Source organism: Nostoc sp. (assembly GCF_036917575.1).
Lineage (GTDB): Bacteria > Cyanobacteriota > Cyanobacteriia > Cyanobacteriales > Nostocaceae > Nostoc.
In genome coordinates this window covers 82958-105659 of sequence record NZ_JBALDC010000061.1, presented here as the reverse complement: position 1 = coordinate 105659, position 22702 = coordinate 82958, and the positions used below count along the sequence as shown (strand labels likewise).

The 22702-nt window shown below is 41.4% G+C and carries 23 protein-coding genes; 18 read left to right on the top strand and 5 right to left on the bottom strand.

The features are described from left to right. Nucleotides 1–20: 20 nt before the first annotated feature. The 7 genes from V7K79_RS18210 (at nt 21) to V7K79_RS18180 (ending at nt 4398) form a co-directional block, all read left to right on the top strand. On the top strand, nt 21–221 hold the full coding sequence (locus V7K79_RS18210) for a DUF29 family protein (RefSeq protein WP_335049400.1): 201 nt from the start codon (nt 21–23) through the stop codon (nt 219–221). A 105-nt stretch (nt 222–326) separates the two neighbouring features. After that, complete coding sequence (locus V7K79_RS18205; RefSeq protein ID WP_335049399.1) at nt 327–737, top strand: RusA family crossover junction endodeoxyribonuclease; 411 nt, start codon at nt 327–329, stop codon at nt 735–737. Then, nucleotides 734–1873, top strand: a complete 1140-nt coding sequence (locus tag V7K79_RS18200) for a hypothetical protein (protein ID WP_335049398.1) — start codon at nt 734–736, stop codon at nt 1871–1873. The genes V7K79_RS18205 and V7K79_RS18200 overlap by 4 nt, the downstream gene beginning before the upstream one ends. 5 nt (nt 1874–1878) lie before the next feature. Further along, nucleotides 1879–2283, top strand: coding sequence for a PIN domain-containing protein (locus tag V7K79_RS18195; RefSeq protein WP_335049494.1), 405 nt, complete (start codon nt 1879–1881; stop codon nt 2281–2283). 128 nt (nt 2284–2411) lie between these two features. After that, nucleotides 2412–2558, top strand: a complete 147-nt coding sequence (locus tag V7K79_RS18190; protein WP_335049397.1) for a hypothetical protein — start codon at nt 2412–2414, stop codon at nt 2556–2558. Between the two features lie 100 nt (nt 2559–2658). Further along, a complete protein-coding gene (gene sixA / locus V7K79_RS18185) occupies nt 2659–3153 on the top strand; it encodes a phosphohistidine phosphatase SixA (protein WP_335049396.1) in 495 nt (164 codons plus the stop codon). 108 nt (nt 3154–3261) lie between these two features. After that, a complete protein-coding gene (locus V7K79_RS18180) occupies nt 3262–4398 on the top strand; it encodes a citrate synthase (protein WP_335049395.1) in 1137 nt (378 codons plus the stop codon). A 47-nt stretch (nt 4399–4445) separates the two neighbouring features. Here the strand turns inward: V7K79_RS18180 and V7K79_RS18175 are convergent, their stop codons facing one another. Beyond that, a complete protein-coding gene (locus V7K79_RS18175; protein WP_335049394.1) occupies nt 4446–4628 on the bottom strand; it encodes a hypothetical protein in 183 nt (60 codons plus the stop codon). A gap of 85 nt (nt 4629–4713) precedes the next feature. Between V7K79_RS18175 and nuoH the strand changes: the two genes are divergently transcribed. The 5 genes from nuoH (at nt 4714) to V7K79_RS18150 (ending at nt 8521) form a co-directional block, all read left to right on the top strand. Continuing rightward, nucleotides 4714–5832 carry an NADH-quinone oxidoreductase subunit NuoH gene (gene nuoH, locus V7K79_RS18170; RefSeq protein WP_335049393.1) on the top strand — a complete coding sequence of 373 codons (1119 nt, stop codon included), beginning with the start codon at nt 4714–4716 and terminating at the stop codon, nt 5830–5832. A 100-nt stretch (nt 5833–5932) separates the two neighbouring features. Beyond that, nucleotides 5933–6517 (top strand): NAD(P)H-quinone oxidoreductase subunit I, encoded by a 585-nt coding sequence (gene ndhI / locus V7K79_RS18165; protein WP_104906370.1) that lies wholly within the window; start codon nt 5933–5935, stop codon nt 6515–6517. 97 nt (nt 6518–6614) lie between these two features. Beyond that, a complete protein-coding gene (locus tag V7K79_RS18160; RefSeq protein WP_335049392.1) occupies nt 6615–7229 on the top strand; it encodes an NADH-quinone oxidoreductase subunit J in 615 nt (204 codons plus the stop codon). 59 nt (nt 7230–7288) lie between these two features. Beyond that, nucleotides 7289–7594, top strand: a complete 306-nt coding sequence (gene nuoK, locus V7K79_RS18155; protein WP_006199065.1) for an NADH-quinone oxidoreductase subunit NuoK — start codon at nt 7289–7291, stop codon at nt 7592–7594. Nucleotides 7595–7600: 6 nt separating this feature from the next. Further along, the gene (locus tag V7K79_RS18150) at nt 7601–8521 is read left to right on the top strand and encodes an NAD(+) kinase (protein ID WP_335049391.1); all 921 of its coding nucleotides are present in this window, start codon (nt 7601–7603) and stop codon (nt 8519–8521) included. 210 nt (nt 8522–8731) lie between these two features. On the opposite strand, the gene V7K79_RS18145 is transcribed toward V7K79_RS18150, so the two are convergent. After that, the gene (locus V7K79_RS18145; RefSeq protein WP_335049390.1) at nt 8732–10057 is read right to left on the bottom strand and encodes a pentapeptide repeat-containing protein; all 1326 of its coding nucleotides are present in this window, start codon (nt 10055–10057) and stop codon (nt 8732–8734) included. A gap of 182 nt (nt 10058–10239) precedes the next feature. Then, nucleotides 10240–12009, bottom strand: a complete 1770-nt coding sequence (locus V7K79_RS18140; RefSeq protein WP_335049389.1) for a pentapeptide repeat-containing protein — start codon at nt 12007–12009, stop codon at nt 10240–10242. Between the two features lie 550 nt (nt 12010–12559). On the opposite strand from V7K79_RS18140, the gene V7K79_RS18135 reads away from it, so the two are divergent. Then, nucleotides 12560–15568 carry a zinc-dependent metalloprotease gene (locus tag V7K79_RS18135; protein WP_335049388.1) on the top strand — a complete coding sequence of 1003 codons (3009 nt, stop codon included), beginning with the start codon at nt 12560–12562 and terminating at the stop codon, nt 15566–15568. Nucleotides 15569–15787: 219 nt separating this feature from the next. Further along, nucleotides 15788–16387 carry a hypothetical protein gene (locus tag V7K79_RS18130; RefSeq protein WP_335049387.1) on the top strand — a complete coding sequence of 200 codons (600 nt, stop codon included), beginning with the start codon at nt 15788–15790 and terminating at the stop codon, nt 16385–16387. A gap of 429 nt (nt 16388–16816) precedes the next feature. Here V7K79_RS18130 and V7K79_RS18125 read toward each other — a convergent pair whose 3' ends face one another. Next, the gene (locus V7K79_RS18125) at nt 16817–17548 is read right to left on the bottom strand and encodes a DUF1995 family protein (RefSeq protein ID WP_335049386.1); all 732 of its coding nucleotides are present in this window, start codon (nt 17546–17548) and stop codon (nt 16817–16819) included. 281 nt (nt 17549–17829) lie between these two features. Between V7K79_RS18125 and V7K79_RS18120 the strand changes: the two genes are divergently transcribed. The 4 genes from V7K79_RS18120 to V7K79_RS18105 all read left to right on the top strand — a co-directional run bounded on the left by V7K79_RS18120 (nt 17830) and on the right by V7K79_RS18105 (nt 22326). Next, nucleotides 17830–18645, top strand: coding sequence for a DUF2382 domain-containing protein (locus tag V7K79_RS18120; protein ID WP_335049385.1), 816 nt, complete (start codon nt 17830–17832; stop codon nt 18643–18645). Nucleotides 18646–19118: 473 nt separating this feature from the next. Then, nucleotides 19119–20081, top strand: coding sequence for a DUF2382 domain-containing protein (locus tag V7K79_RS18115; protein ID WP_335049384.1), 963 nt, complete (start codon nt 19119–19121; stop codon nt 20079–20081). Nucleotides 20082–20351: 270 nt separating this feature from the next. Next, a complete protein-coding gene (locus V7K79_RS18110; protein WP_335049383.1) occupies nt 20352–21233 on the top strand; it encodes a YsnF/AvaK domain-containing protein in 882 nt (293 codons plus the stop codon). Between the two features lie 178 nt (nt 21234–21411). Next, nucleotides 21412–22326 carry an ion channel gene (locus V7K79_RS18105; RefSeq protein WP_335049382.1) on the top strand — a complete coding sequence of 305 codons (915 nt, stop codon included), beginning with the start codon at nt 21412–21414 and terminating at the stop codon, nt 22324–22326. Between the two features lie 25 nt (nt 22327–22351). Here the strand turns inward: V7K79_RS18105 and V7K79_RS18100 are convergent, their stop codons facing one another. After that, a complete protein-coding gene (locus V7K79_RS18100) occupies nt 22352–22546 on the bottom strand; it encodes a hypothetical protein (RefSeq protein ID WP_335049381.1) in 195 nt (64 codons plus the stop codon). Nucleotides 22547–22702 lie beyond the last annotated feature (156 nt).

Here is a 22702-nt window from a genome sequence, read left to right as displayed (position 1 = left end):
ATTAACATATTTCCCGACTTTTGAAAAGAAAAGTCGGGAATTTTGATCTTTGCTTGTACCGTTTTTTAAATGATGCTGAGTGGATAAATACTACCTATCAAAGAGCGCGGCAAGAGGTAATGGTGGAAACAAGTTTATCAGAAGATAACTTTGCGATCGCTTGTCCGTTTTCTGTTAATGAGATTTTAGACTTAGACTTTTATCTTAACGTTGATGAATAACCATGTAGAATTTTTGTATAAGTGTAGATATGCTCAATATGATGAGTAATCATCTGTGAAAATTGCTGTAACTTTGTTAACTAATTATAAAAATATGCACTTGGGATGCGAATAATACCGTTTGAATTTCTCATTCCCAGACGACCTGTTTCGTTACAGACAAAGAAAAAAGAAAACCTTCAGGCATGGAAGAATTTTGTGCGCGTTGAAGCCCAAAAAGTTTGGACAGATCGCAGCGTCATTAAAAACAGCGATTTACAACTGACGCTTGTCTATCTTTGTGATGATTTTCCAGCTGATACCGATAATATTATCAAACCGATTCAGGATGCACTTGTAGGCTTAGTTTTTGAAGATGATAGTTTAGTATCAGATGTAGATAGCCATCGTAGGTTTCTGTCTGACTCAATTGATAGAATAAATCTACCTTCGTTATTACAGCGTGCTATGGACACAGGTAAAGAGTGTGTTTATGTAAAAATAAGTGAATCTCAACCATTGGAAAAATACTTATGACTAACAATACTAAAATTCTATACGATGAACAAGTGAAATCTCTGGCAGAGAAGTACGAAAGTCAAGGATTTCATGTTTTAACTGGACTCAAAACAGATGAATTACCGTTTGATTTGGGTAATTACCAGCCAGATTTAATTGCGATTAAAGACGGTTCAGGTTTAGTAATTGAAGTAAAAAACAGCCTCAGCCGTCTGTCGGTTGATCGCTTACAAGTTTTAGCAGAGGAAGTGAGCAAACATCCAGGCTGGCGTTTTTTATTGTTAACGCTTGAAGATATAGAAGCCAAGTCATTACCTGGAACATCTGAAGAACTTCCTTCATGGCAAAAGCTAGATGATCAGTTTTTCCAAGCACGTAAGCTTATTGAAAATGATGAAACTCAGTCTGCTTTTCTTTTTTTATGGAGTATTTTTGAGGATGCTTTAAGAAAGCGAGCAATCGATGTGTCAATTCCTATTGAACGTTTCCCAGTTATAGGTTTAATAAGACATCTGTACTCTTTAGGAGAGTTATCAATCTCTCAATTCGACCTTGCTCAAGATTGTTTTAAAGTTAGTAATCGTGTTGCTCACGGGTATATTGAAAACCTAACTTTGCCATTGGTACATAATTTGGACAATTTGGTTTGTGAATTGTCAACTGAATGGAAAGTCGAATTCGATGTTAGTCAACTTTCATCAGAGAATCTAGTTGCTTTTCGTGCCTGGTTTGCCGAATTCGATGCAGCAGACTGGGATAAACGACAAAATTTAGGGCTAAATTTAACCCATCAAAAGCTTATGATTTTAGCACTAGAATCAACTGGAGATTTAAGAAATGAGAAACGAAAGAAAGAATTAAACTTAAACGACGAACAGCTTATAAATGTCGAATGCGATGTTAGTGGACTTTCATCAGAGGCTCTCGCCGCATTTCGTGCCTGGTTTACGGAATTTTATCCAGCAGCCTGGGATAAACAGATTGAAAAAGATGTGACTCAACAAGAAACCCTATTGTCTATTACTGACAGTAAAACCTTAGAACCTTTGACTGACCTTGACTTTTGGACTCAGAGTTTAATAGGTGTAATCCAGCTAGGAGAAGAAAATACGACAGAAAATTATGTGGATTATTTAGAGGAGAAATACGGTTGAAACGAGTGTTGTTCGACAGTGATGTGTTGCTTGATATTTTGGCACAGCGTCAACCATTTATCGTAGCTTCTGCACAAGCATTAAATACAGTAATGCAGAATCAAGTACAAGGTTATATTTCAGGTCATGCAGTAACCAATATTTTCTATATTCTGCGTCGTCAAGTTGGTAATGAGGTAGCGCGTGAACTATTAGCAAAGTTATTACAGCACCTTCAAGTTGCCAGCGTGACAGATGAAGTTATTCGGCAAGCTTTGAATAGCCCAATTAAGGATTTTGAGGATGCAGTAACGAGTGCTGCGGCGCTCACGGCAGGTTTAGAAATAATTGTGACGCGAAACACACCCGATTTTGTGGCTTCTTTAGTTCCGGTAATGCTGCCAGATGAGTTTTTGACAATCCTAATTTAAGTGAGTTGTGTTTTTTGATAGGCATAAAAATGATACCGCAAGAATGTGTTAAATGAATTTTTATCCCTTCCTGCTGAAGCACAGCGTCAAATAATTGACTTTATTGCTTTTTTGCGGCAAAATATGCAGTGTTTGAACCTGCCTCCCAGTCACCAGATTTTGACTTGATAAATGATAGCTTTCTTGGAATGTGGAGCATTCGCCAAGATTTAGCTGATGGCACTACTTGGGTACGTAGTGTTCGAGAAAATGAGTGGTTAAAGTCGCATGACTAACTCAACTATCATTGATACTGATATTTTAATTAGGATAGATAAATAAACAACAAGCGTAACCAAATAACTTAGCACAGACTACGTTAATAATATTAAAAATATGGAACTATATTTAATTCGTCATGGCATTGCCGAAGACAAGGGATTAGGCATCAAGGATGAGGAACGTAGCCTTACCAAAGAAGGAAGGCAAAAAACTGAAAAAGTTGCTCAGAAACTTGTTAAATTAGGTTTAAACTTTGATTTAATTCTCACCAGTCCTTTAGTGCGTGCCCGCCAAACGGCTGAAATCCTGATAGCAGAAAAACTAAGCTCCCAGTTAGAGGAATCTAGCCACCTCGCCCACGACGGTCAAATTTCTAGTTGGCTAAAAGACTGGTTAGAACCGAGAAATTATTCCCAAAATACCCAACTGGCGCTCGTTGGACACGAACCTGATTTGACCAAATGGGCAGAAATTCTCCTGTGGGGGGAAGTCAAAGCAAGCTTAGTCTTGAAAAAAGCAGGTATGATTGGGATAAAACTACCAGAAACAGGTTCTGCTCTGGGTCGTAGTCAGATGTTTTGGTTGACACCACCCAAGTACCTGCTATAACAGTTTTTCAACATTTTCGATTGTTGTTAGAACGGCTACTGTTATAGCAACAATAAATTTCTGGTAAGTTAGCTTCAGCAGATATTTCAAAAAGCAAATGGTGTTGCCATGATGGTGTGCGAATACAAGCCTGGTTTAGAAGGCATTCCCGCCGCTCAATCAAGCATCAGCTATGTTGATGGGCAAAAGGGAATACTAGAATATCGTGGCATTCGGATTGAAGAACTAGCAGAAAAAAGTACATTCCTAGAAACTGCTTATCTCTTAATCTGGGGCGAACTTCCAAGCAAAGAAGAACTGAAAACATTTGAGCATGAAGTTCGTTACCATCGGCGGATAAAGTACCGCATTCGGGACATGATGAAATGCTTTCCAGAAAGCGGTCATCCAATGGATGCCTTGCAAGCCTCCGCTGCTGCTTTAGGCTTGTTTTATTCGCTCCGCGATTTACATAATCCTGTCTACATTCGAGATTCAGTAGTGCGCCTGATAGCAACCATTCCCACAATGGTGGCGGCGTTCCAACTGATGCGAAAAGGCAACGATCCGGTACGTCCCCGTGATGACTTAGATTACTCAGCTAACTTTTTATACATGCTCAATGAGCAAGAACCCGATCCTCTGATGGCGCGGATTTTTGATATCTGCTTGATACTTCAGGTCGAGCATACAATGAATGCTTCCACTTTCAGCGCCAGGGTGACAGCTTCCACCTTGACCGATCCTTACGCTGTGGTTGCTAGTGCTGTGGGAACCTTGGGCGGGCCTTTGCATGGTGGAGCCAATGAAGAAGTAATTCAGATGTTGGAAAAAATTGGCTGTGTGGAAAATGTCCGTCCCTACATAGAAGACTGTCTGCAAAGTAAATCTAAGATTATGGGCTTTGGACATCGTGTCTATAAGGTAAAAGACCCACGAGCCATAATTTTACAAGGACTTGCAGAGCAATTGTTTGAGAAGTTTGGCCATGACAAGTTCTATGACATTGCTCAAGAAATGGAACGAGTGGTAGAGGAAAAACTTGGTAGTAAAGGGATTTATCCCAATATTGACTTTTACTCCGGTTTGGTGTATAGAAAAATGGGGATTCCCACAGACTTATTTACGCCAATATTTGCGATCGCCCGCGTTGCCGGTTGGCTAGCCCACTGGAAAGAACAACTAGCAGAAAACCGGATTTTCCGTCCTACACAAGTTTACAGCGGCCATCACGAAGTTACTTATACTCCCATTGAGCAACGGTAATTGGGCATTGGGTAGAAGAGGCAGAGAGACAGGGGCAAGGGGAAGAATTAAATAATTACATTTTTCCCCTCTATTCTTTGCATCTTTGCATCTGGCATCTCCTCAATAGCCAATCTCAATGCCAACCATAAGTAGAAGTTCTCATCTCGCTTCAGGGTGCTCAAACCATCCAACGATATACTAGGCATGGGAATTGGCAACAAATCTTCAATTGGGCGCGATCGCAGCAAAAATTACAAATGGGTGAATTTACAGGTATTAATTTAACTAATAGTTGTAAATCACCATGACTCGATGTCTTAAAGAGCACCAAACATGAATTCAGGAATTGACCTCCAAGGAACTTTTATTGAATCCCTCCGGGATTTAGGTATACCAGCAGGAACAGCCAAAGCCATTTGGATGCCACTGCCAATGATCCTGATGCTGATTGGGGCAACAGTAGGGGTATTAGTTGCTACTTGGTTAGAACGGAAAATTTCTGCCTCCGCACAGCAGCGAATTGGGCCAGAATACCAAGGGCCTTTTGGTTTGCTGGTACCTGTAGCGGATGGTCTGAAGCTAGTATTTAAAGAAGATATTGTACCAGCCAAGTCTGACCCTTGGCTGTTTACCCTCGGCCCTATTATTGTTGTAATTCCGGTGTTTCTGTCGTTCCTGATTGTGCCCTTTGGACAGAATATCGTAATTAGCAATGTGGGCATGGGCGTATTCTTGTGGATTGCCTTGTCAAGCATTCAACCCATTGGCTTGTTGATGGCTGGCTATGCATCTAATAACAAATACTCCCTTTTAGGGGGCTTGCGGGCAGCAGCGCAATCTATTAGTTATGAAATTCCTTTGGCGTTGGCGGTGTTAGCGATCGCTATGATGTCTAACAGCCTCGACACCGTTGATATTGTCAATCAACAGTCTGGCTACGGTATTCTGGGCTGGAACATTTGGCGACAACCAGTCGGTTTTCTGATTTTTTGGATAGCTGCCCTCGCTGAATGCGAACGATTACCCTTTGACTTACCGGAAGCGGAAGAAGAAATCGTCGCCGGCTATCAGACTGAATACTCAGGTATGAAATTTGGTCTGTTCTACTTGGGTTCCTACGTTAACTTAATCCTTTCTTCCTTACTAGTAGCAATTCTCTACCTGGGCGGTTGGGACTTTCCTCTTCCCCTCAACCTCATCGCTGGTTGGCTGGGAGTCAGTGAAGTAAATCCCGTATTCCAGATAGTAACTGCGGCTTTGGGTATCACCATGACCGTGTTCAAAGCCTATTTACTAGTATTTGTCGCCATCCTGTTGCGCTGGACAGTGCCACGGGTACGGATTGACCAACTGTTAGATTTAGGATGGAAGTTTTTGTTGCCAGTTGGTTTAGTTAATCTGCTATTAACTGCCGCCCTGAAACTAGCCTTTCCCTTCGCTTTTGGTGGTTAGTCATTAGTCATTAGTCATTAGTACGCAAATGACTAATGACCAAGGACGAAGTACAAGGGACAAATAACGCTGATAGCTTAAAAAGAGAGAGTGAAGCACAATGCTAAAGTTCCTAAAACAAGTTGGTGATTACGCCAAAGAAACGGTACAAGCTGCGCGTTACATTGGTCAGGGACTTTCTGTCACCTTCGACCACATGCGGCGGCGTCCAATTACTGTACAGTACCCTTACGAGAAACTAATTCTTGGCGAACGGTTTCGCGGTAGGATTCACTTTGAATTTGATAAGTGCATCGCTTGCGAAGTTTGCGTTCGCGTTTGTCCAATTAACCTGCCTGTAGTAGATTGGGAGTTCGACAAAGCTAGCAAAAAGAAAAAACTCAACCACTACAGCATTGACTTTGGAGTTTGTATCTTTTGCGGTAATTGTGTGGAATTTTGCCCAACTAACTGTCTATCTATGACAGAAGAGTATGAGCTTTCCACTTACGATCGCCATGAATTGAACTACGACAACGTAGCGCTAGGTCGTCTGCCCTATAAGGTAACAGATGATCCAATGGTTACACCACTGCGCGAACTAGTTTATCTACCCAAAGGCGTCCTCGAACCACATGGACTACCCGCAGATGCGCCGCGTGCAGGTGCGCGTCCAGAAGACCTGGTAGAACAAACAGAAAAATAAATGTCATTTATCCATTGTCATTTGTTCTTTGTTATTTGACCAATGACTAATGACTAATGACCAATGACCAATGACCAATTACTAAGGACAAAAAACAGTGAATCTAGCAGAAGGAGTACAGCTTGTATCGCTTGGCATACTGGGCGTGATGATGATTGGGGCAGCCATTGGTGTGGTGCTGTTCTCCAGCATCGTATATTCTGCCTTTTTGCTGGGGGGTGTATTCATCAGCATAGCGGGAATGTACCTGTTGCTAAATGCTGATTTTGTTGCAGCCGCACAAATACTAATTTACGTTGGGGCAGTTAACGTGCTGATTTTGTTTGCCATTATGTTGGTGAATAAGCGGCAAGATTTTGTAGCATTTCCTAACTCTTGGGTGCGGAAAGCACTTACGGGTGTAGTCAGTGTAGGATTGTTTGGTCTTTTAAGTACGATGGTACTGGCTACTCCTTGGGCCTACTCAACTGCTTCTGTGGCGGGTGGTGAAAGTTCTATAGTTTTAATTGGAGAACATTTTTTCACTGACTTTTTACTGCCTTTTGAACTAGCTTCCATTTTGCTGCTGATAGCAATGGTAGGAGCAATTATTTTGGCACGCCGCGAGTATTTGCCAGACCTATTAACACCATCCAAACTGGGGCAAACTGTTTTGACTTTGCAAGAACGCCCTAGAGAACTAGTATCGACAACCAGTGAAACAAAAGAGTAAGATTTGCGACCTAAGTCGCAGATAAATAGTGAGATTTTTGAGGAGGAATACTCAGATTCATGCAACTCCAGTACTTTTTATTACTAGCAGCAGCTTTATTTTGTATCGGCATCTACGGTTTAATTACCAGCCGCAACGCTGTGCGGGTGCTGATGTCAATTGAGTTACTGCTCAATGCTGTTAATCTGAATTTAATGGCATTTTCCAACTTCCTCGATTCAACATTAATTAAAGGTCAGGTTTTCACAGTATTTGTGATTACTGTGGCCGCAGCCGAGGCGGCGGTGGGTTTAGCGATTGTGCTTGCCATTTATCGCAACCGCGATACCGTCGATATGGAGCAGTTTAATCTCCTGAAGTGGTAATTGTGCGTGCAACTCAAGCAGGTAATCATTGCTTATAAAGCGCGGGATGCCCGGAGTAAACAATGGGCAGAAACCTGTGCTAAACAACTAGAAAGTCGCGATTGCCAAGTGTTGATGGGGCCTAGCGGGCCGAAAGATAACCCCTATCCAGTCTTTTTGGCTTCGGCGGGTCAACCAATCGATCTCGCTTTGGTACTTGGTGGCGATGGTACTGTTCTAACTAGTGCCAGACATTTAGCCCCAGCTGGTATCCCAATTCTGGGAGTGAATGTGGGAGGTCATCTGGGGTTTTTAACTGAGTCAGTGGAAGAGTTTCAGGATACAGAGAAAGTTTGGGATCGGCTGTTTGAGGATCGCTATGCTATCCAACGACGGATGATGTTACAAGCTGCGGTGTATGAGGGTCATGGATCTAATTTAGAACCAGTGAGCGAACGTTACCTGGCTTTGAATGAATTTTGTGTCAAACCTGCCTCTGCTGACCGAATGATCACCTCAATTCTGGAAATGGAAATTGATGGTGAGGTAGTCGATCAATACGTTGGGGATGGGTTGATTATTTCTACTCCCACAGGTTCTACAGGTTATACCGTTTCTGCTAATGGGCCAATTATGCATGATGGTATGGAGGCGATTACCATCACTCCTATTTGTGCAATGAGCCTTTCTAGTCGTCCTCTGGTTTTACCCCCTGGTTCTGTAGTGAGTATTTGGCCTTTGGGCGATTACGACTTGAGTACCAAGCTGTGGACAGATGGGGTGTTGGGGACTTCTATTTGGCCGGGACACCGTGTTGATGTGCGGATGGCAGAGTGTCGGGCTAAATTTATTATTTTGCGCGAGAACAATTCCTACTATCAGACGCTGCGGGAGAAGTTGCTGTGGGCAGGTACAAGGGTTCACTACAGCAATAATCACCGTAATTAATTAAGTTTTGTTAGGGTGCATTTACCATAGATTGCGATCGCGTACCCGCCCGCCGTAGACATCGCAATTTAAATTATCCCAGCCCTTGGATTCATCCGGGGGCTTTCTGCTCTGATGGTGACTTTCTCTGCTGATAACGTTTATTGGTGACAATTTAGAGTGATGTGAAAAAAGTCAAGTAGGGAAAGCCTCCTTTGCTTCCACCTCTTCTTAACTCCGCCGCAACTGTTTCTTTAAGCCTTCTGGCACATTCACTGCTGTATCAAGTCCTTCGACATTTTCCCAGTTTGTATTTTCATCCCATTCCATATCTCCCCAACTCTTCTGGCTAAGATTTGCGCCTTTGAGGTTTGCACCCCAGAGGTCTGCGCCTTTGAGATTTGCGCCTTTGAGATTTGCGCCTTTGAGATTTGCGCCACTGAGGTTTGCGCGGCTGAGGTTTGCGCCTTTGAGGTTTACGCCACTGAGGTTTGCGCCACTGAGATTTACGTAGCTAAGGTCTAAGAAGATAAGGTTTGCGCGGCTGAGATTTGTGCCGCTGAGGTTTGCTTCGCCAAGGTCTGCGCCTCTGAAGTTTGCACCACTAAGGTTTGCTTCGTCAAGAACTGCGAAGAAAAGGTTTGCACCAATGAGATTTGCGCCGCTGAGGTTTGCGCCGCTGAGGTTTGCGCGACTGAGGTTTGCGCGACTGAGGCTTGCAGCACTGAGGCTTGCGTAGCTAAGATTTGCACCATAGAGGCTGGCGCCGCCAAAGTATGCGTCACTGAGGTTTGCGTAGCTGAGGTTTGCTTCGCTAAGGTTTGCGAGGCTAAAGTATGCGCCACTGAGATTTGCGTAGCTGAGGTTTGCTTCGCTAAGGTTTGCACCAATGAGATTTGCACCGCTAAGGTTGGCATCGCTGAGGAATTGCCCAACTACACTATTAAAAGTTCCAGGCTGAAAGCAATCACTGTAATTAATGACACGAGTGAATTGGTATTCTTCAAAATTGTCTGCACCAGTTTGACCAGACGGATAGAAAACAATTTCTTGTTTAAGATCATCTCGCCTTTTAGCATAACGGTGCAACTCCAAAAGCAAAATCATCACATTCAACCCAGCATAAATATCCACCTCACGCTGACCTAATTCTTGAATTCCATACTGTTGCAACTGTTGTAGTTTTTTCTGAGGCAAAGTCTGTTTCGCAGAGTCAATAAACTTACCCTTACACCAGTTATGGTAAAAATTTTCTAAGCGTTTAAATAATTGCTCCCAAGGGAAATCTTGTTTTTTACTCAGCAACCCCATCAAATATTCCATAATTTCTGGTGTGAGTCTGCCAAAACCCAGCAAATCATAAATTTGCCAATTCATTTCGTCTTCGAGAATAACTAGTTGTCTTCCGTCTTCTGTTTCTTCGTATTGTGTCCACGCTTTCAGGTGTTCAAAGGCTTCCAAAACTGCCTTGTTAGTCTCAACTGTGGTGTTCAGACTCTCTTCTATTGAGAAGGATTGCTGAAACTTCTGCCAGGTTTGCGATAAACGCTTGTTCATTCATTGGGACTCGTATAATTACTGGTTATTAAAGGTTTAGTGTAAAATTTGGGGTTGATGGGTGTGGGAAGAATGACGTAGACGCGCAGCAGATTGCCGTAGGCTACCACAAAGGACGCAGAGTCAGAGAAAAGGCGATCGCATCAAGCTTGGGTTTTGTTTTTCCCCTCATCCGCCTCATCTCAATTCAGTCCCAGTTCTTCCTTCAACGCCTCCGGTACATTAACTGCTGTTTCTAATCCCCGCACACCTTCCCACTGCTGCTTTTTACCCCAGATCATCTCTTGTAGATTGGCGTCACTAAGGTCTGCACCACCCAGAATGGCGTAACTAAGGTTGCTATGGCTAAGATCCGCACCGTTGAGGATAGCACCACTGAGGTTACTGCCACTGAGGTTAGCACTATTAAGATTGGCATAGCTGAAGTCTGTGCCAAATAAGATGGCGTCGCTGAGGTCAGCACCACTGAGGTCGGCGTCGTTGAGAATCACGCCGCTAAGGTCAGCTTCGTTGAGAATTACCCGACTCAGGTCTACGCCGCTGAGGTCGGCACCTAAGAACATTGCACCATTAAGTCTAGCATTGTTAAGTTTGGCACCGTTAAGTTTGGCATAGCTAAGGTCTGCGGCAACAAGAATAGCATTGCTGAGGTTGGTGCTGAAAAGAATTGTGTCACTGAGGTTAGTACCGTTGAGGATGGCATGACTCAAATCAGCACCACTGAGGTCGGCGCGACAAAGGTCGGCATGGCTAATGCTAACGCTACTAAGATTGGCTTCACTCAGATTTGCGCCGAAAAGGATGGCGTTACTGAGGTCAGCATGGCTGAGGTTAGTGCTGCTAAGGTCGGCGCGGTTGAGGTCGGCGCGGCTAAGGTCGGCACGGCTAAGGTTGGTATTGCTAAGGTCAGCACGGTTGAGGTCGGCGCGGCTAAGGTTGGCACAGCTAAGGTTAGCACCGCTGAGGTTGGTACTACTGAGGTCGGTACCGCTGAGGTTAACACCGCTGAGGTTAGCACCGCTGAGGTTGGCATCGCCAAGGTTGGCACCGCTAAGGTTAGCACCACTGAAGTTTACGCCAGTTAAGTTGGCATCGCCGAGATAAGCTTGACTGAGGTCAGCACCACTAAAATCTGTTCCAGTGAGATTGGCATCACCGAGGTAAGCATTGCGAAAGTTACCGCCTTTGAGGAATTGTCCAACTATACTGCTAAAGTTGCCAATTTCCAGGGCATCGCTATAATTGATAATCCGCAGCAGTTGGGATGTGAAAAAATTGTCTGTGTCCGGTTGGGCAGATGGATAAAAGGTAATTTTTTGTTTGAGTTCATCTTGCCCTTGGGCGTAGCGGTGTAACTCTAATAGTAAAATCAGTACGTTTAATCCTGTATATATGTCTACCTGTCTCAACCCGATCGCAATATTTTGTGTTGCTAGCTTTAACTTTGTTTTCTGAGGCAGGTTATCATCTGGTGTCTCATCGATAAATTCTCCCTGACACCAGCGACGATAAAAATCTTCTAGCCGCCAAAAAAGCAATTCTGGGCGAATTTTTTGACTAGTTACAACTAATTCCATTAGTTGGTTGACTATTTCAGGTTTCAAGGCAGCATTGCCCAATAAATCATAAATCTCTTCATGCATCTGGCGATCGCACACTTTAAAGCAAAACCCAGGGGGTAAAGTTCTCAATGTGCGATCGTCTATCTGAAAAGTCAAACCGCTTTTTGGTATTGTCCATTTTTCTAAGCTTTCTTGCAGTCTTGGAGAGTATAAATATTCTTGCGAATCATTTTGAGCCAATTTAACGCTTTTGTCTGGTTCTTTAATATTTTTTCCTAGAGGTAAAACTGCTTCAGTTTCTGGCGATGTGGTCTTTGGCATCTCTTGTAACCTTGTACCCCTCACATAATTTCTCAGCAGCTGCCAGACTTGAGATAAATATGTTGACATTTCTGTTTCCGTTGTTACATTTAAATAACTGTTTTTGATATTCCTGAATTAAAAACTTTTTTATGCCAGTTTACTTTTCATTCACAATAATCAATAGTATAAATAAATACTGTAGTGAACAAATCATGAGTTGGCGATGTTTATGACGGGTTACTTGTGATGAATTTACTAATGGTGTTCCTGGATGGCGGCTTCTTCCTCACCTGTAGTAGCTTTAAGCTTTTTCTTATCATATAAACAAAGTGTTAACTTAAAAATTCTTTCAACAATCAAGTAATTTTATGGTTGGGCTAGTTTGTTATACTTTTTTTCCAGATAAATTTACTAGTCTGATGTAAAAATCATACTTACTGTTTGTTGGAGATGGAATTGTTAGGGAAAATCCTACACTAAAACAGCACACCAAAGCTGAAAAATGGCAAATAAAATTAAACTTGAAAGTTTGTTGCCTAATATAAAGCAGCTAAAAGAGAGAATCGCCAGAAGGCACGCTATTTGGCTTTGCAAAAGTTAAAAATTAACGAAAGATTGTTATCAGGTCATGAATGCGATGAACAGATTAACCTTTTATATGATTTTGTTACATAGTTTGTTTTTAGGGATAGCGACAGCTAGCGCTAAGTCACCGTTTGTTAACAATATTGATCCAGCCAAGCATATTGTTGTAGAAAATGTGGTTACAGGCAAAAGTGGAAATAAGTCCAATAATCAGTTATCCACAGAAACTGATTTAACTAAAATATCAGCTTTATCATTAAAGGATATTAATATTCATCATAAAGAGAGGCTACCGTCAGGTCAAGTTTGGGTAGTTAATCAAAAGAAACAAGTACAGCCTCAACCGTTTATTTGGATAGTAAAAAACCTGAAAAAAGCAGGTCAGCAACCATTTTTAAAAGTTGCAAAACCCTCAGCAAAGCCAGATTCTAGTACTAAACCAGCAACAAAAGATGATTTAGAGCCATTTAATGAAGTAATTAAAAACACCCAAAAGTCAGGGGGATTATTCACCCTTTATCGCAATAAAGAAAAGAATAAGATTTATCTAGAAATTAAGCCAGAACAACTTAATAAAAATTATCTAGCTACGGCAACCCTGGAATCGGGCATTGGCGAACGGGGTATTTATAGTGGGATGCCTCTACAAGATTTTTTGTTTTATTTTCAACGGGTGGATGATAAACTACACTTTGTCATCCGCAATGTGAATTTTCGCACTCGTGAGGGAGATCCGCAAGTGCGATCGCTAACACGATCTTTTAGTGACTCCGTTCTCTACACAATTTCCATTAAAAGCATTCATCCACAACGCAAAACTCTTCTCATTGACTTGGGAGATTTGCTACTCACAGATTTAGCTGGATTATCTGCAAGTTTAGGAGTCCCGGCAAGCACTGACCAGTCCTATTTTGGTACTGCTAAAGCCTTTCCCCAAAACTTAGAAGTCGAGTCAGTTTTGAATTACTCTGATAGCGCTGAACCCAACAGTGAAGTGGCAAACTTTGCGTCACTAGCTGATAACCGTGGCTTTACCCTGCGCGTTCACTACAGTCTCTCCCAACTACCCGATCTAGATTATCGACCACGCCTTGCTGACGATCGCATTGGCTATTTCATCACCGCCTACCAAGATTTATCCAAAGACGACGACCGCAACGATTCTTTTGTCCGCTACATCAATCGCTGGCATTTAGAAAAACAAGACCCGAAAGCAGTCATTTCTCGTCCCAAAAAACCGATTGTCTTCTGGATTGATAACGCTGTACCCTTAGAGTACCGCGATGCCATGAAAGAAGGCGTTCTGATGTGGAACAAAGCCTTTCTCAAAGCCGGATTCAAGGATGCAATTGAAGTTCGCCAAATGCCAGATGATGCTACCTGGGACCCGGCAGATATTCGTTACAACACAATTCGCTGGATTAACACAGTCGATGGATACTTTGCAATGGGGCCATCCCGCGTTAACCCATTGACAGGGGAAATTTTGGATGCAGACATTCTTGTAGATGCTAGCTTTATCCGCGCACTCAAGAGTGAATATCGCAAAATCATCCAACCCAGCCAAACAGAAAATCGCACAACATTATCAGCTTTGATGCAAAATCGTCTACTTTGCGCCAATGGTTTAGATGCGAAAAACAATGGTTTGCCTCAGAAGATGCAAGCACAAGAAGGGTTGTTGAATCGTTTATCGAAAATGGCAGGCGAATACGATTTATGCTACGGGATGGAAGCTGCTAACCAGTTCGCCTTTGGTTCACTGGCAATGTCACTGCTGCCTGATACTATGGCTACTCCAGACCAGCTGAAAGAATATATTAATCAATATTTACGTTTAATCATCGCTCACGAAGTTGGACATACTCTTGGTTTACGTCATAACTTCCGTGGTAGTACACTGCTACCACCACAGGAGATGAATAATACAGAAATTACCAAAAATAAAGGTCTGACAACTTCTGTCATGGACTATATTCCCCCAAATATTGCCCCTCAAGGGACAAAACAGGGAGATTATTTTCCTAATATGGTGGGGCCTTATGATGAATGGGCGATTAAGTACGGCTACACAACAATTCAGACATCAACTCCTCTAGCAGAAAAGCCAATTTTGGAGAAAATTGCTGCACAATCCTACAAACCAGAGTTGAGTTATTCCACAGATGAAGATGTATATGACCTTGACCCTACAGCTGATGCTTGGGATAACAGTGGTAATGTGCTGCTTTATTCTCAGTGGCAGTTGAATAATTCGCGGGTGATGTGGGAACGTCTCGATAAGCGTTTCCCAATGGCTGGTGATAGTTACAGCGATGTCAGCGAACGTTTTAGCACAGTATTGGGTAACTATTTCCAGCAAATATATTTCACCACAAAATACATCGGGGGACAATCTTTCTATCGCATTCACCCTAACGAGATACCTTCTGAGAAAGTCTCTGGAGTCCCCCAGCACCGTTTACCATTTGAACCAGTACCAATTGAAGAACAACGGCAAGCTTTAGAAACGCTACAAAAATATGTATTTGCAGAAGATGCCTTAAATTTTTCACCAGAATTACTGAATAAATTAGCACCTTCCCGTTGGCGACATTGGGGTAGTTCTCCTCGAGTTGGTCGTTTGGATTTTCCTATTCATGACTTGGTGCTACTGATGCAGGGTTCTGTGTTGCGAGATTTACTCTCAGGCGATCGCCTCTCTCGTCTCAAGGATATTGAACTCAAAACTCCCGAAGGAAAAGCACTGACACTGCCGGAACTATTTGATACTTTACAATCAGATATTTGGACGGAAGTTATCAAACCAAAAGGTAAACCAATGAAGATTGCCAGTTTGCGGCGAGGCTTGCAGCGTCAATATTTGGACATTTTGACTGGTATGGTATTGCGAAAAGAAAATGTTCCAGAAGATGCTCGCACTTTAGCTTGGTATAAATTAAAGCAGCTTGATGAAAAGCTTAAGGGTGTTAATTCTGAGGATGAATATACCAAAGCGCACTTATTAGAAACGCGCGATCGGATTGAGAAAGTGTTAAATGCGCCATTGCAAGCGAATTAAAAAAGTTGGAAGAGACGCGATTAATCGCGTCTGTACAAGAGTTAGGAGTTAATAGTAAAATTCCTAACTTCTAATTCCTCTTCTTCTTTGATGATTTTCGCAAAATATATTTAGAATCCTTATACAGACTTGAGAAAAAAGTTTATCTGAGCAGTTAGATAGTTAAATGCTGAGGGCAACATAATAAATAGTTAAACTGCAAGCAAGAGTGTTTATTGTTTGGCAACTGTTCAAGATTCTTTGGTAATAGCTAATCCGTTGCCATCGGGCGATGGATACACATGGACTCTTGCCTCTCGGTTGGGTGAGATAATTTCGGACATTGAAGCACAGTTTGGTAAGCGCGATCGCTCTTGGACGATTCTAGGAATTGAGTTTTGTGATAGCGGCCCTAAAACATGGTTCCCAGGAGACTGTGGGCATATTGTAATTCAGCTTGGCTCATCGGCAAAAGAAGATCCAGTTCAAGCCTTGTTTCAGCTAGCCCATGAATCTGTTCACCTTCTTGATCCTGTTGTTTCCAGTTTTGGAACTGTTTTAGAAGAGGGGCTAGCAACATATTTCTCGCTCCAATACATAGAGCAATTTCACTCTAATTACACAACTTCTGATATGAATTATGCCACTGCGGCGAGATTAACGGCACATTTGCTAGATATTAATCCAATGGCCATTAAGGAGCTTCGCTCAAGAGGTATCAAGATTGCACAAATTACCGCTAGTCAGCTTTTGGCAGTGTGTCCCAAGTTGCCAAAGTCAATAGCTCTTGCTCTTGTTACACCTTTTCATGATTGGATAGAGTCAACAATTATTTCTTGACCAAGCCCCCGAATATATGAAATTGGGCCGAAATGGTTTATGTCAGCTAGACAGAAATTTCACAACATTCCAAAATCGGCATTGCAAACACCGAGAGGCTCAGATCCCTGGCTTTTTTAATAAGTCGGGGATCTTTTAGTTCGTAACTCATTTACGATTGCTATATTATCCAGCGCAGTCAAATCAATTTGATAGTTTATGATGTGGAAACGGAGGAAATTAGCCGATGGCAGATTTAGATAGATATCGAGAGTGTATTCGGCAATTACTTACAGAATATGCTCTACGCGTGTTGCACCTTTAAGAAACTGTAAGCGATACACATCTAAATTGCTCAATTTTTCCCAGTCAGTATAACCAATGCGATGTATAAAAACTCAAAATGAGGCAGCAGATAATAAAATATATCTCTGCTACCTCTGCATTATCCTAACTACTCAACGCTTTTAAGAACCGTTGCAAACTCTTAAATACACTGGGCTTTTTCGCAGGTGTCGCATCTATTGTTTGCGGTTGTCCTTTTAAAACAATCAGATCCAAATCATCACCAGATGGTTTTGTGGGTAATTCGGCAATTCTTTGATATTCGCCTTTGGTTTCCAGCCAAACTTCCCACTGTCGTGGGTAGCAGCGATATAGGGCACTTTCATCGTCTATGGGGCGCACGTAATAGGCTGATTCAATGGTACTGATAAAACGATCGCGGATTTTTCTGGCTGCATAACCAATGCCCACAGTTCCAGAATCTTCTAAGCGAGGATTTAACAAGACTAAAGGGCGATCGCCTATTGCTTCACACAACTTTTCCAACTGCGGCACTTCTACCGATGTCGGGGCGATGAATAAAAAAATTTCATCCTCTGGCTGAATTTTTGTCTGCAAAGAAGCAGCCCTACCCGTACCAATATCCAAAATTTGAAATGGTGCATCTTTCCAATCACGACGGGCTAAAGCCGCAGCCCCAGCGTCAGTAAAGAAAATCTTCAAACGGGAATCATAATCTGTAAATGCCGGTAGAAATTGTTCCGCCACCGGCATAAACTTCAGTTCTGGAAACAGGAACTCAACTTGTAAGCGAGTACAGCCATCTGCAAGGGCAGCTTTGACAGCTACACAAGATTGGGCGATCGCATCTTCAAGAGTATTTGGAAGTTCACTCATAATCTGGATGGTTCTGTAGTGTCTACTTTTATTGTTTCAGTATTGGCTCTTAATTAAGACTTAAGCAAAGGAGATCGACTCAATCAGTTGAAAAAAATATTTTATTTCAGTATAGTGTCTTCTTTTTTACAACACTGATTATTAATAAGTTCAACTTAAGTCTTTCCCTAATAATAAATTTTCAAATATCTCCATTAAACTCAGTCGCCAGCAGGAGGATACTTAGCACAATGTTTTTTATACTAGCAAATAAACCTAATAAACCAACTTAATAACAGCGTATGCCTCTTCACAAACTTGAACATTTTGACCAAAATTATCGAGAAACTTTTGGCGGAGACGATCTCAAAGCACTCGATCTTTATACTGTGGGAGGAGACAGAGTTGGCTCAGTTGGTGACGTTTTAGTTGATGATGATGGTCATTTCCGGTATTTTATTATTGATATTAGCTTAGATTTGGTTAGCAAAAAAATATTACTACCAATTGGTCTTTGCCGGATCAGTTATCCAGAAAGACGGGTCTATATTGATGGGTTAAGTAGACAGCAAATAGAAAATTTACCCGATCATACAGAAGACGCGCTCATTAATAATGATCATAATTACGAAGAAAAGGTACGTAGTGTATTTCGTTCTCCAACCAGCGATGTGACTTATGATCGCGATACATACAATTATCAAAAAGATCCAGATTTATATGGGTTGAATGAGCAATCACATCAAACTTTTAAACTTTATGAAGAACGATTAATTGCTAACAAATACCGCATTAAAACCGGAGAAGTAACGGTTGGTAAGCATATTGAAACAGAAACTGTAAGCGTTACAGTACCCGTTAAAAAAGAACGAGTTCTGATTGAGCGAGTTACGCCAACAGAAACAGGAAAGGTTGTAAATCCTAATGAACTTAAGTTTCAAGAAGGGGAAGTAGCACGTATAGAAGTGTACGAAGAAACTCCTGAGATCCACAAAGAAGCTTTTGTGCGTGAAGAAGTTCGAGTGAAGAAAGTAGTAGAACAGGACATTGTGGAAGCACAAGACACCATTCGTCGAGAAGAATTAGAAGTTGATACTGTGAGTAATTTAGATGTGTAAGAAAATGGTAACGTTAGACATGAAGCTATTTAAGTAGCTGGGTAATAAATTTGTTTAATAGATTTATCTTAAATAATTATGCAGGCAAAGTTAATTTTATCTCTGCCTGTGTTTTTTTTAACAATAAGATTCACTACTTGTCTAATGAGTTGTAAATTTGAACATTAAAAAAATTTGCATATCGAACAATCATCTACAGATGCAAAAAAACAAAACTCTGCAAAAAGCATCAATCATAATATATCCGGCGAATTCCGTGAACAAAGATTAGACATATTTTTACAAAAGAAAGTGAGATACTCCCATTTTGTGTTTGCGTCTCTAGTTAGCCATATCGACCAAAAATATCTATAACTTTCGATTATTTCACTCTGAAAATAATTCATTCGGCAGAAGGATGTACAAAAATAAGTAAATGTCTACTTTAGTTGTTAAGAAAGAGATTCACAAAAAAATATTTGAGGTGAAAGGTAATGGTTCTTTACAAACTAGAAGATTTTGAGCCTAGCTATCAAGAGAGTTTTGATGGTCATGACATTAAGGGGCTAGGTGTCTATACACAGGGAACTGATGAAAAAGTTGGTACTGTCAGTGATGTTTTAGTTGATGAAGAAGGTCATTTTCGCTATTTAGTTGTTGATTTGGGCTTCTGGATTTTTGGTAAAAAAGTATTACTCCCAATTGGTCGCGCCCGTATCGACTATAGTATTGATCGCGTTTACACAGTTGGCTTGACTAGAGAGCAAGCTGAAGATTTGCCTGAGTTCGATGAACGTCAAACCCTTGATTACGATTATGAAGAACGGGTGCGTGGAGTATATCGCAAACCTACAAACAACAATCTTCCTGTAGAAGCTGCAACACCATTAGACCCTTTAGCAGCATTAGATCCTTTAGGATCGCCTGTAACACCATTAGGTACAACTCCTACTTACGCCCGTGATAGCTATACTTCTGAAAACGAGCCTTCATTAGGTACAACTCCTACTTACGCCCGTGATAACTATACTTACGAAAATGATCCTACTTTATACGGGTTAAATGAGCAAGATCATCAAACTCTGAGATTGTATGAAGAACGGCTGATTGCCAGCAAACGACGCCAAAAAACTGGAGAAGTAACGATTGGCAAGCGTGTTGAAACTGATACTGCACGGGTTGCAGTGCCAGTAGAAAGAGAACGAGTTGTGATTGAGCGTGTAACTCCAGCAGATGCGGGTAAGCCTGTTTCTGGACGCGAAGCAGACTTCCGCGAAGGCGAAGTTGCTCGCATAGAAATCCATGAAGAAACTGCTGATGTTCGTAAAGAAGCATTTTTGCGTGAAGAAGTCAGAGTTAGAAAAGTAGTCGATCAAGACACAGTTGAAACTCAAGAAACCGTGCGTCGTGAAGAGTTAGATGTGAATACCGGTAATCTTCCGGTTGAAGAACGCTAACTAAACATAGTCATTAGCTAGTAACTAATGACTAATAATTAATTTTACACAGTGCAGGTAAGGCTGTTGAATTAGCTTTACCTGTGCTTGTAATACCTGATACTATTTGGAGTTGGGATTGTAAATATTACTTTGGATATGAGTTGGATAAATGTATTGAGCGCAAATATTTTCTAAATGGTATCCAGATGATTAATACTGATTAATACATTTAAATATTAGCTAAGTAGAAAGCAGTTCGTAAATTTTCCCCATTGATATAGCCAAACTATGGCAAAAAACACTTTACAGACAAAGGGTAATTCTCGCACCACCTCCTCGCTGACAGATTTAAGAAAGAAGGTGAATAATTTTGCCGTGTTTGATAATCAAGGTCAGCTAGTAGGAGTAGTTCATGATTTAATTGTAGATGCTAATCGTCGGCTAAACCTGGTTATATCTAACCAGGCTAATCAAAAAATTGCTGAATCTACCCAGCAGTTAGCTGAGAAACATCCTTCTTTATTTCGGTTACAGAGCCAGAAAATAAAAAAAATAGACAAGCCGACTAAATCTGTTTTCATAGACTTAAACAAATCAGAAATTGAATATATGCCTGAATATTTAGAATCAGAAACACCAGGCGATCGCAACTCGACTGAGCAACTAGCTAACAATCAAATGACAAATAGCCCAGTTGAGCCATTAAATAATTTAGAACAAGTTCCTGAAGAACAGATTATTCGTCTAATAGAAGAACGATTAGTTGTTGAAAGCAGTAAGCGTAAAGTTGGTGAAGTAATCGTTCGCAAAGTAATCGAAACCGAGATGGTACAAGTTCCTATCCGGCGTGAAAAGCTGATTGTGGAACAAATTAGCCCAGAACACAAACAACTTGCAGAAATTGATTTAGGACAAGGAGAAATTTCTGGCGTTGATTTGAGCAAAGTTGAAAGACTTGAAGCTACACATTTTGACAACAACGGTTTAACGGTAAGCGGCGAATTTAGCTCGCCTAAAATTGCTAATTTATTGTTGAATGCGATCGCACTTGAACGAAATCACGGCTGTAAGCAGGTGCGTATTACCCTTACTGTTGAAGATGAGTCACACCAGAAAAAATACCAGGAGTGGTTTGATCGCTGTTCTAAAGGTCAATCACTAAAGCCATAACAATAAGTTTCTAGCAGATAAATATACTAGGGTGGGCATCGCACACCCTATTTTTTTGCTGATTTAAGAAAAGAAAGTTTAAATTTCTACTTCCTACTCTCTAATTGTCTAAAGTGAATGTCTCTAAAGCAACTTAATTTACAATACTAAGCAGTTGCCGTTCTTTTGGCTACTTGCAATGAAATTTCGACTCAAGAGACTTTTACCCAAGAAACGACAGCATCTGATCCCACCGATTAAGATTCAAGTTCAAGATGGAAAATTTGAGATTATAGGTATGGGTGCATGGCATTCCTACTGGCGCGATCCTTATCATCTGCTGTTAACGATTCCCTGGACTGGCTTTGTACTCCTGATTTGTACTTTTTATGTAACTATTAATGCTCTATTTGCCCTAGCTTACTTGATCGGAGGAGATTGTATTGCCAACGCCCGACCTGGTTCTTTTTTAGATGTTTTTTTCTTTAGCGTCCAAACCCTAGCATCCATCGGTTATGGGGCAATGTATCCGAAAACAACTTACGCCAACATTATTGTCACCATTGAAGCAATGATCGGTTTGGTGGGAATTGCTGTGATGACAGGACTAGCGTTTGCTCGATTCTCTCGGCCTACAGCCCGTGTACTTTTTAGCCGTGTTGCTGTGATTACAGCTCATGATGCGATGCCAACTCTCATATTTCGCAGCGCTAATAAGCGTCGCAATACGATTCTGGAGGCGCAGATGCGAGTCTACTTGATGCGCGACGAAGTAACCCAAGAAGGACAATCCATGCGTCGGTTCTACGATCTAAAACTGGTGAGGAACCAAACACCTAGCTTCACGTTAAGCTGGTCAGTGATGCATGTCATTGATGAGTTTAGTCCTTTATATGGGATGACACCAGAATCGTTAACCCAGACAAATACTACGCTGATTGTCTCTTTGAGTGGCATTGATGAAACGGTTGTCCAAGTCGTCAATGCCCGTCATAGCTATAGTGCTAATGAGATTTTGTGGAACAATCAATTTGTTGATATTTTTTACCACACACCTGATGGACATCGCTACATTGATTACAACCGCTTCCACGATGTTTTACCTTTAGAGTAGAGTGAAGAGATGAAATTTCTGAAAGTTATTCAGAAGTCTGATTGAGTGGTGGTTGTAAGGGTTTAACAACTACCCGACCATTTTCAATTACAGTGCGACTTTTAACCGTGCTCTTACTGTGGTTAACTTGTACATCCTGGCACTGGTTTTTGTGGGAGATATTCTGCTCTTGTTGTTGATTGAGGACGACAACACAACAGGCGCAGGAAGCAGGGGACATATAACTTAATTTTGATCTCTATATCTATTATCGCTCTACTGATGCTGTTTGGCTGAAAAATTTGTTACTCATGTCTTTTGATCTTTCAAAGCTCTGGTCAAATTTTTGGTAAGTACTTGCTTTATTATGCTTGTAGCCTGTTTGATATATCTAAAC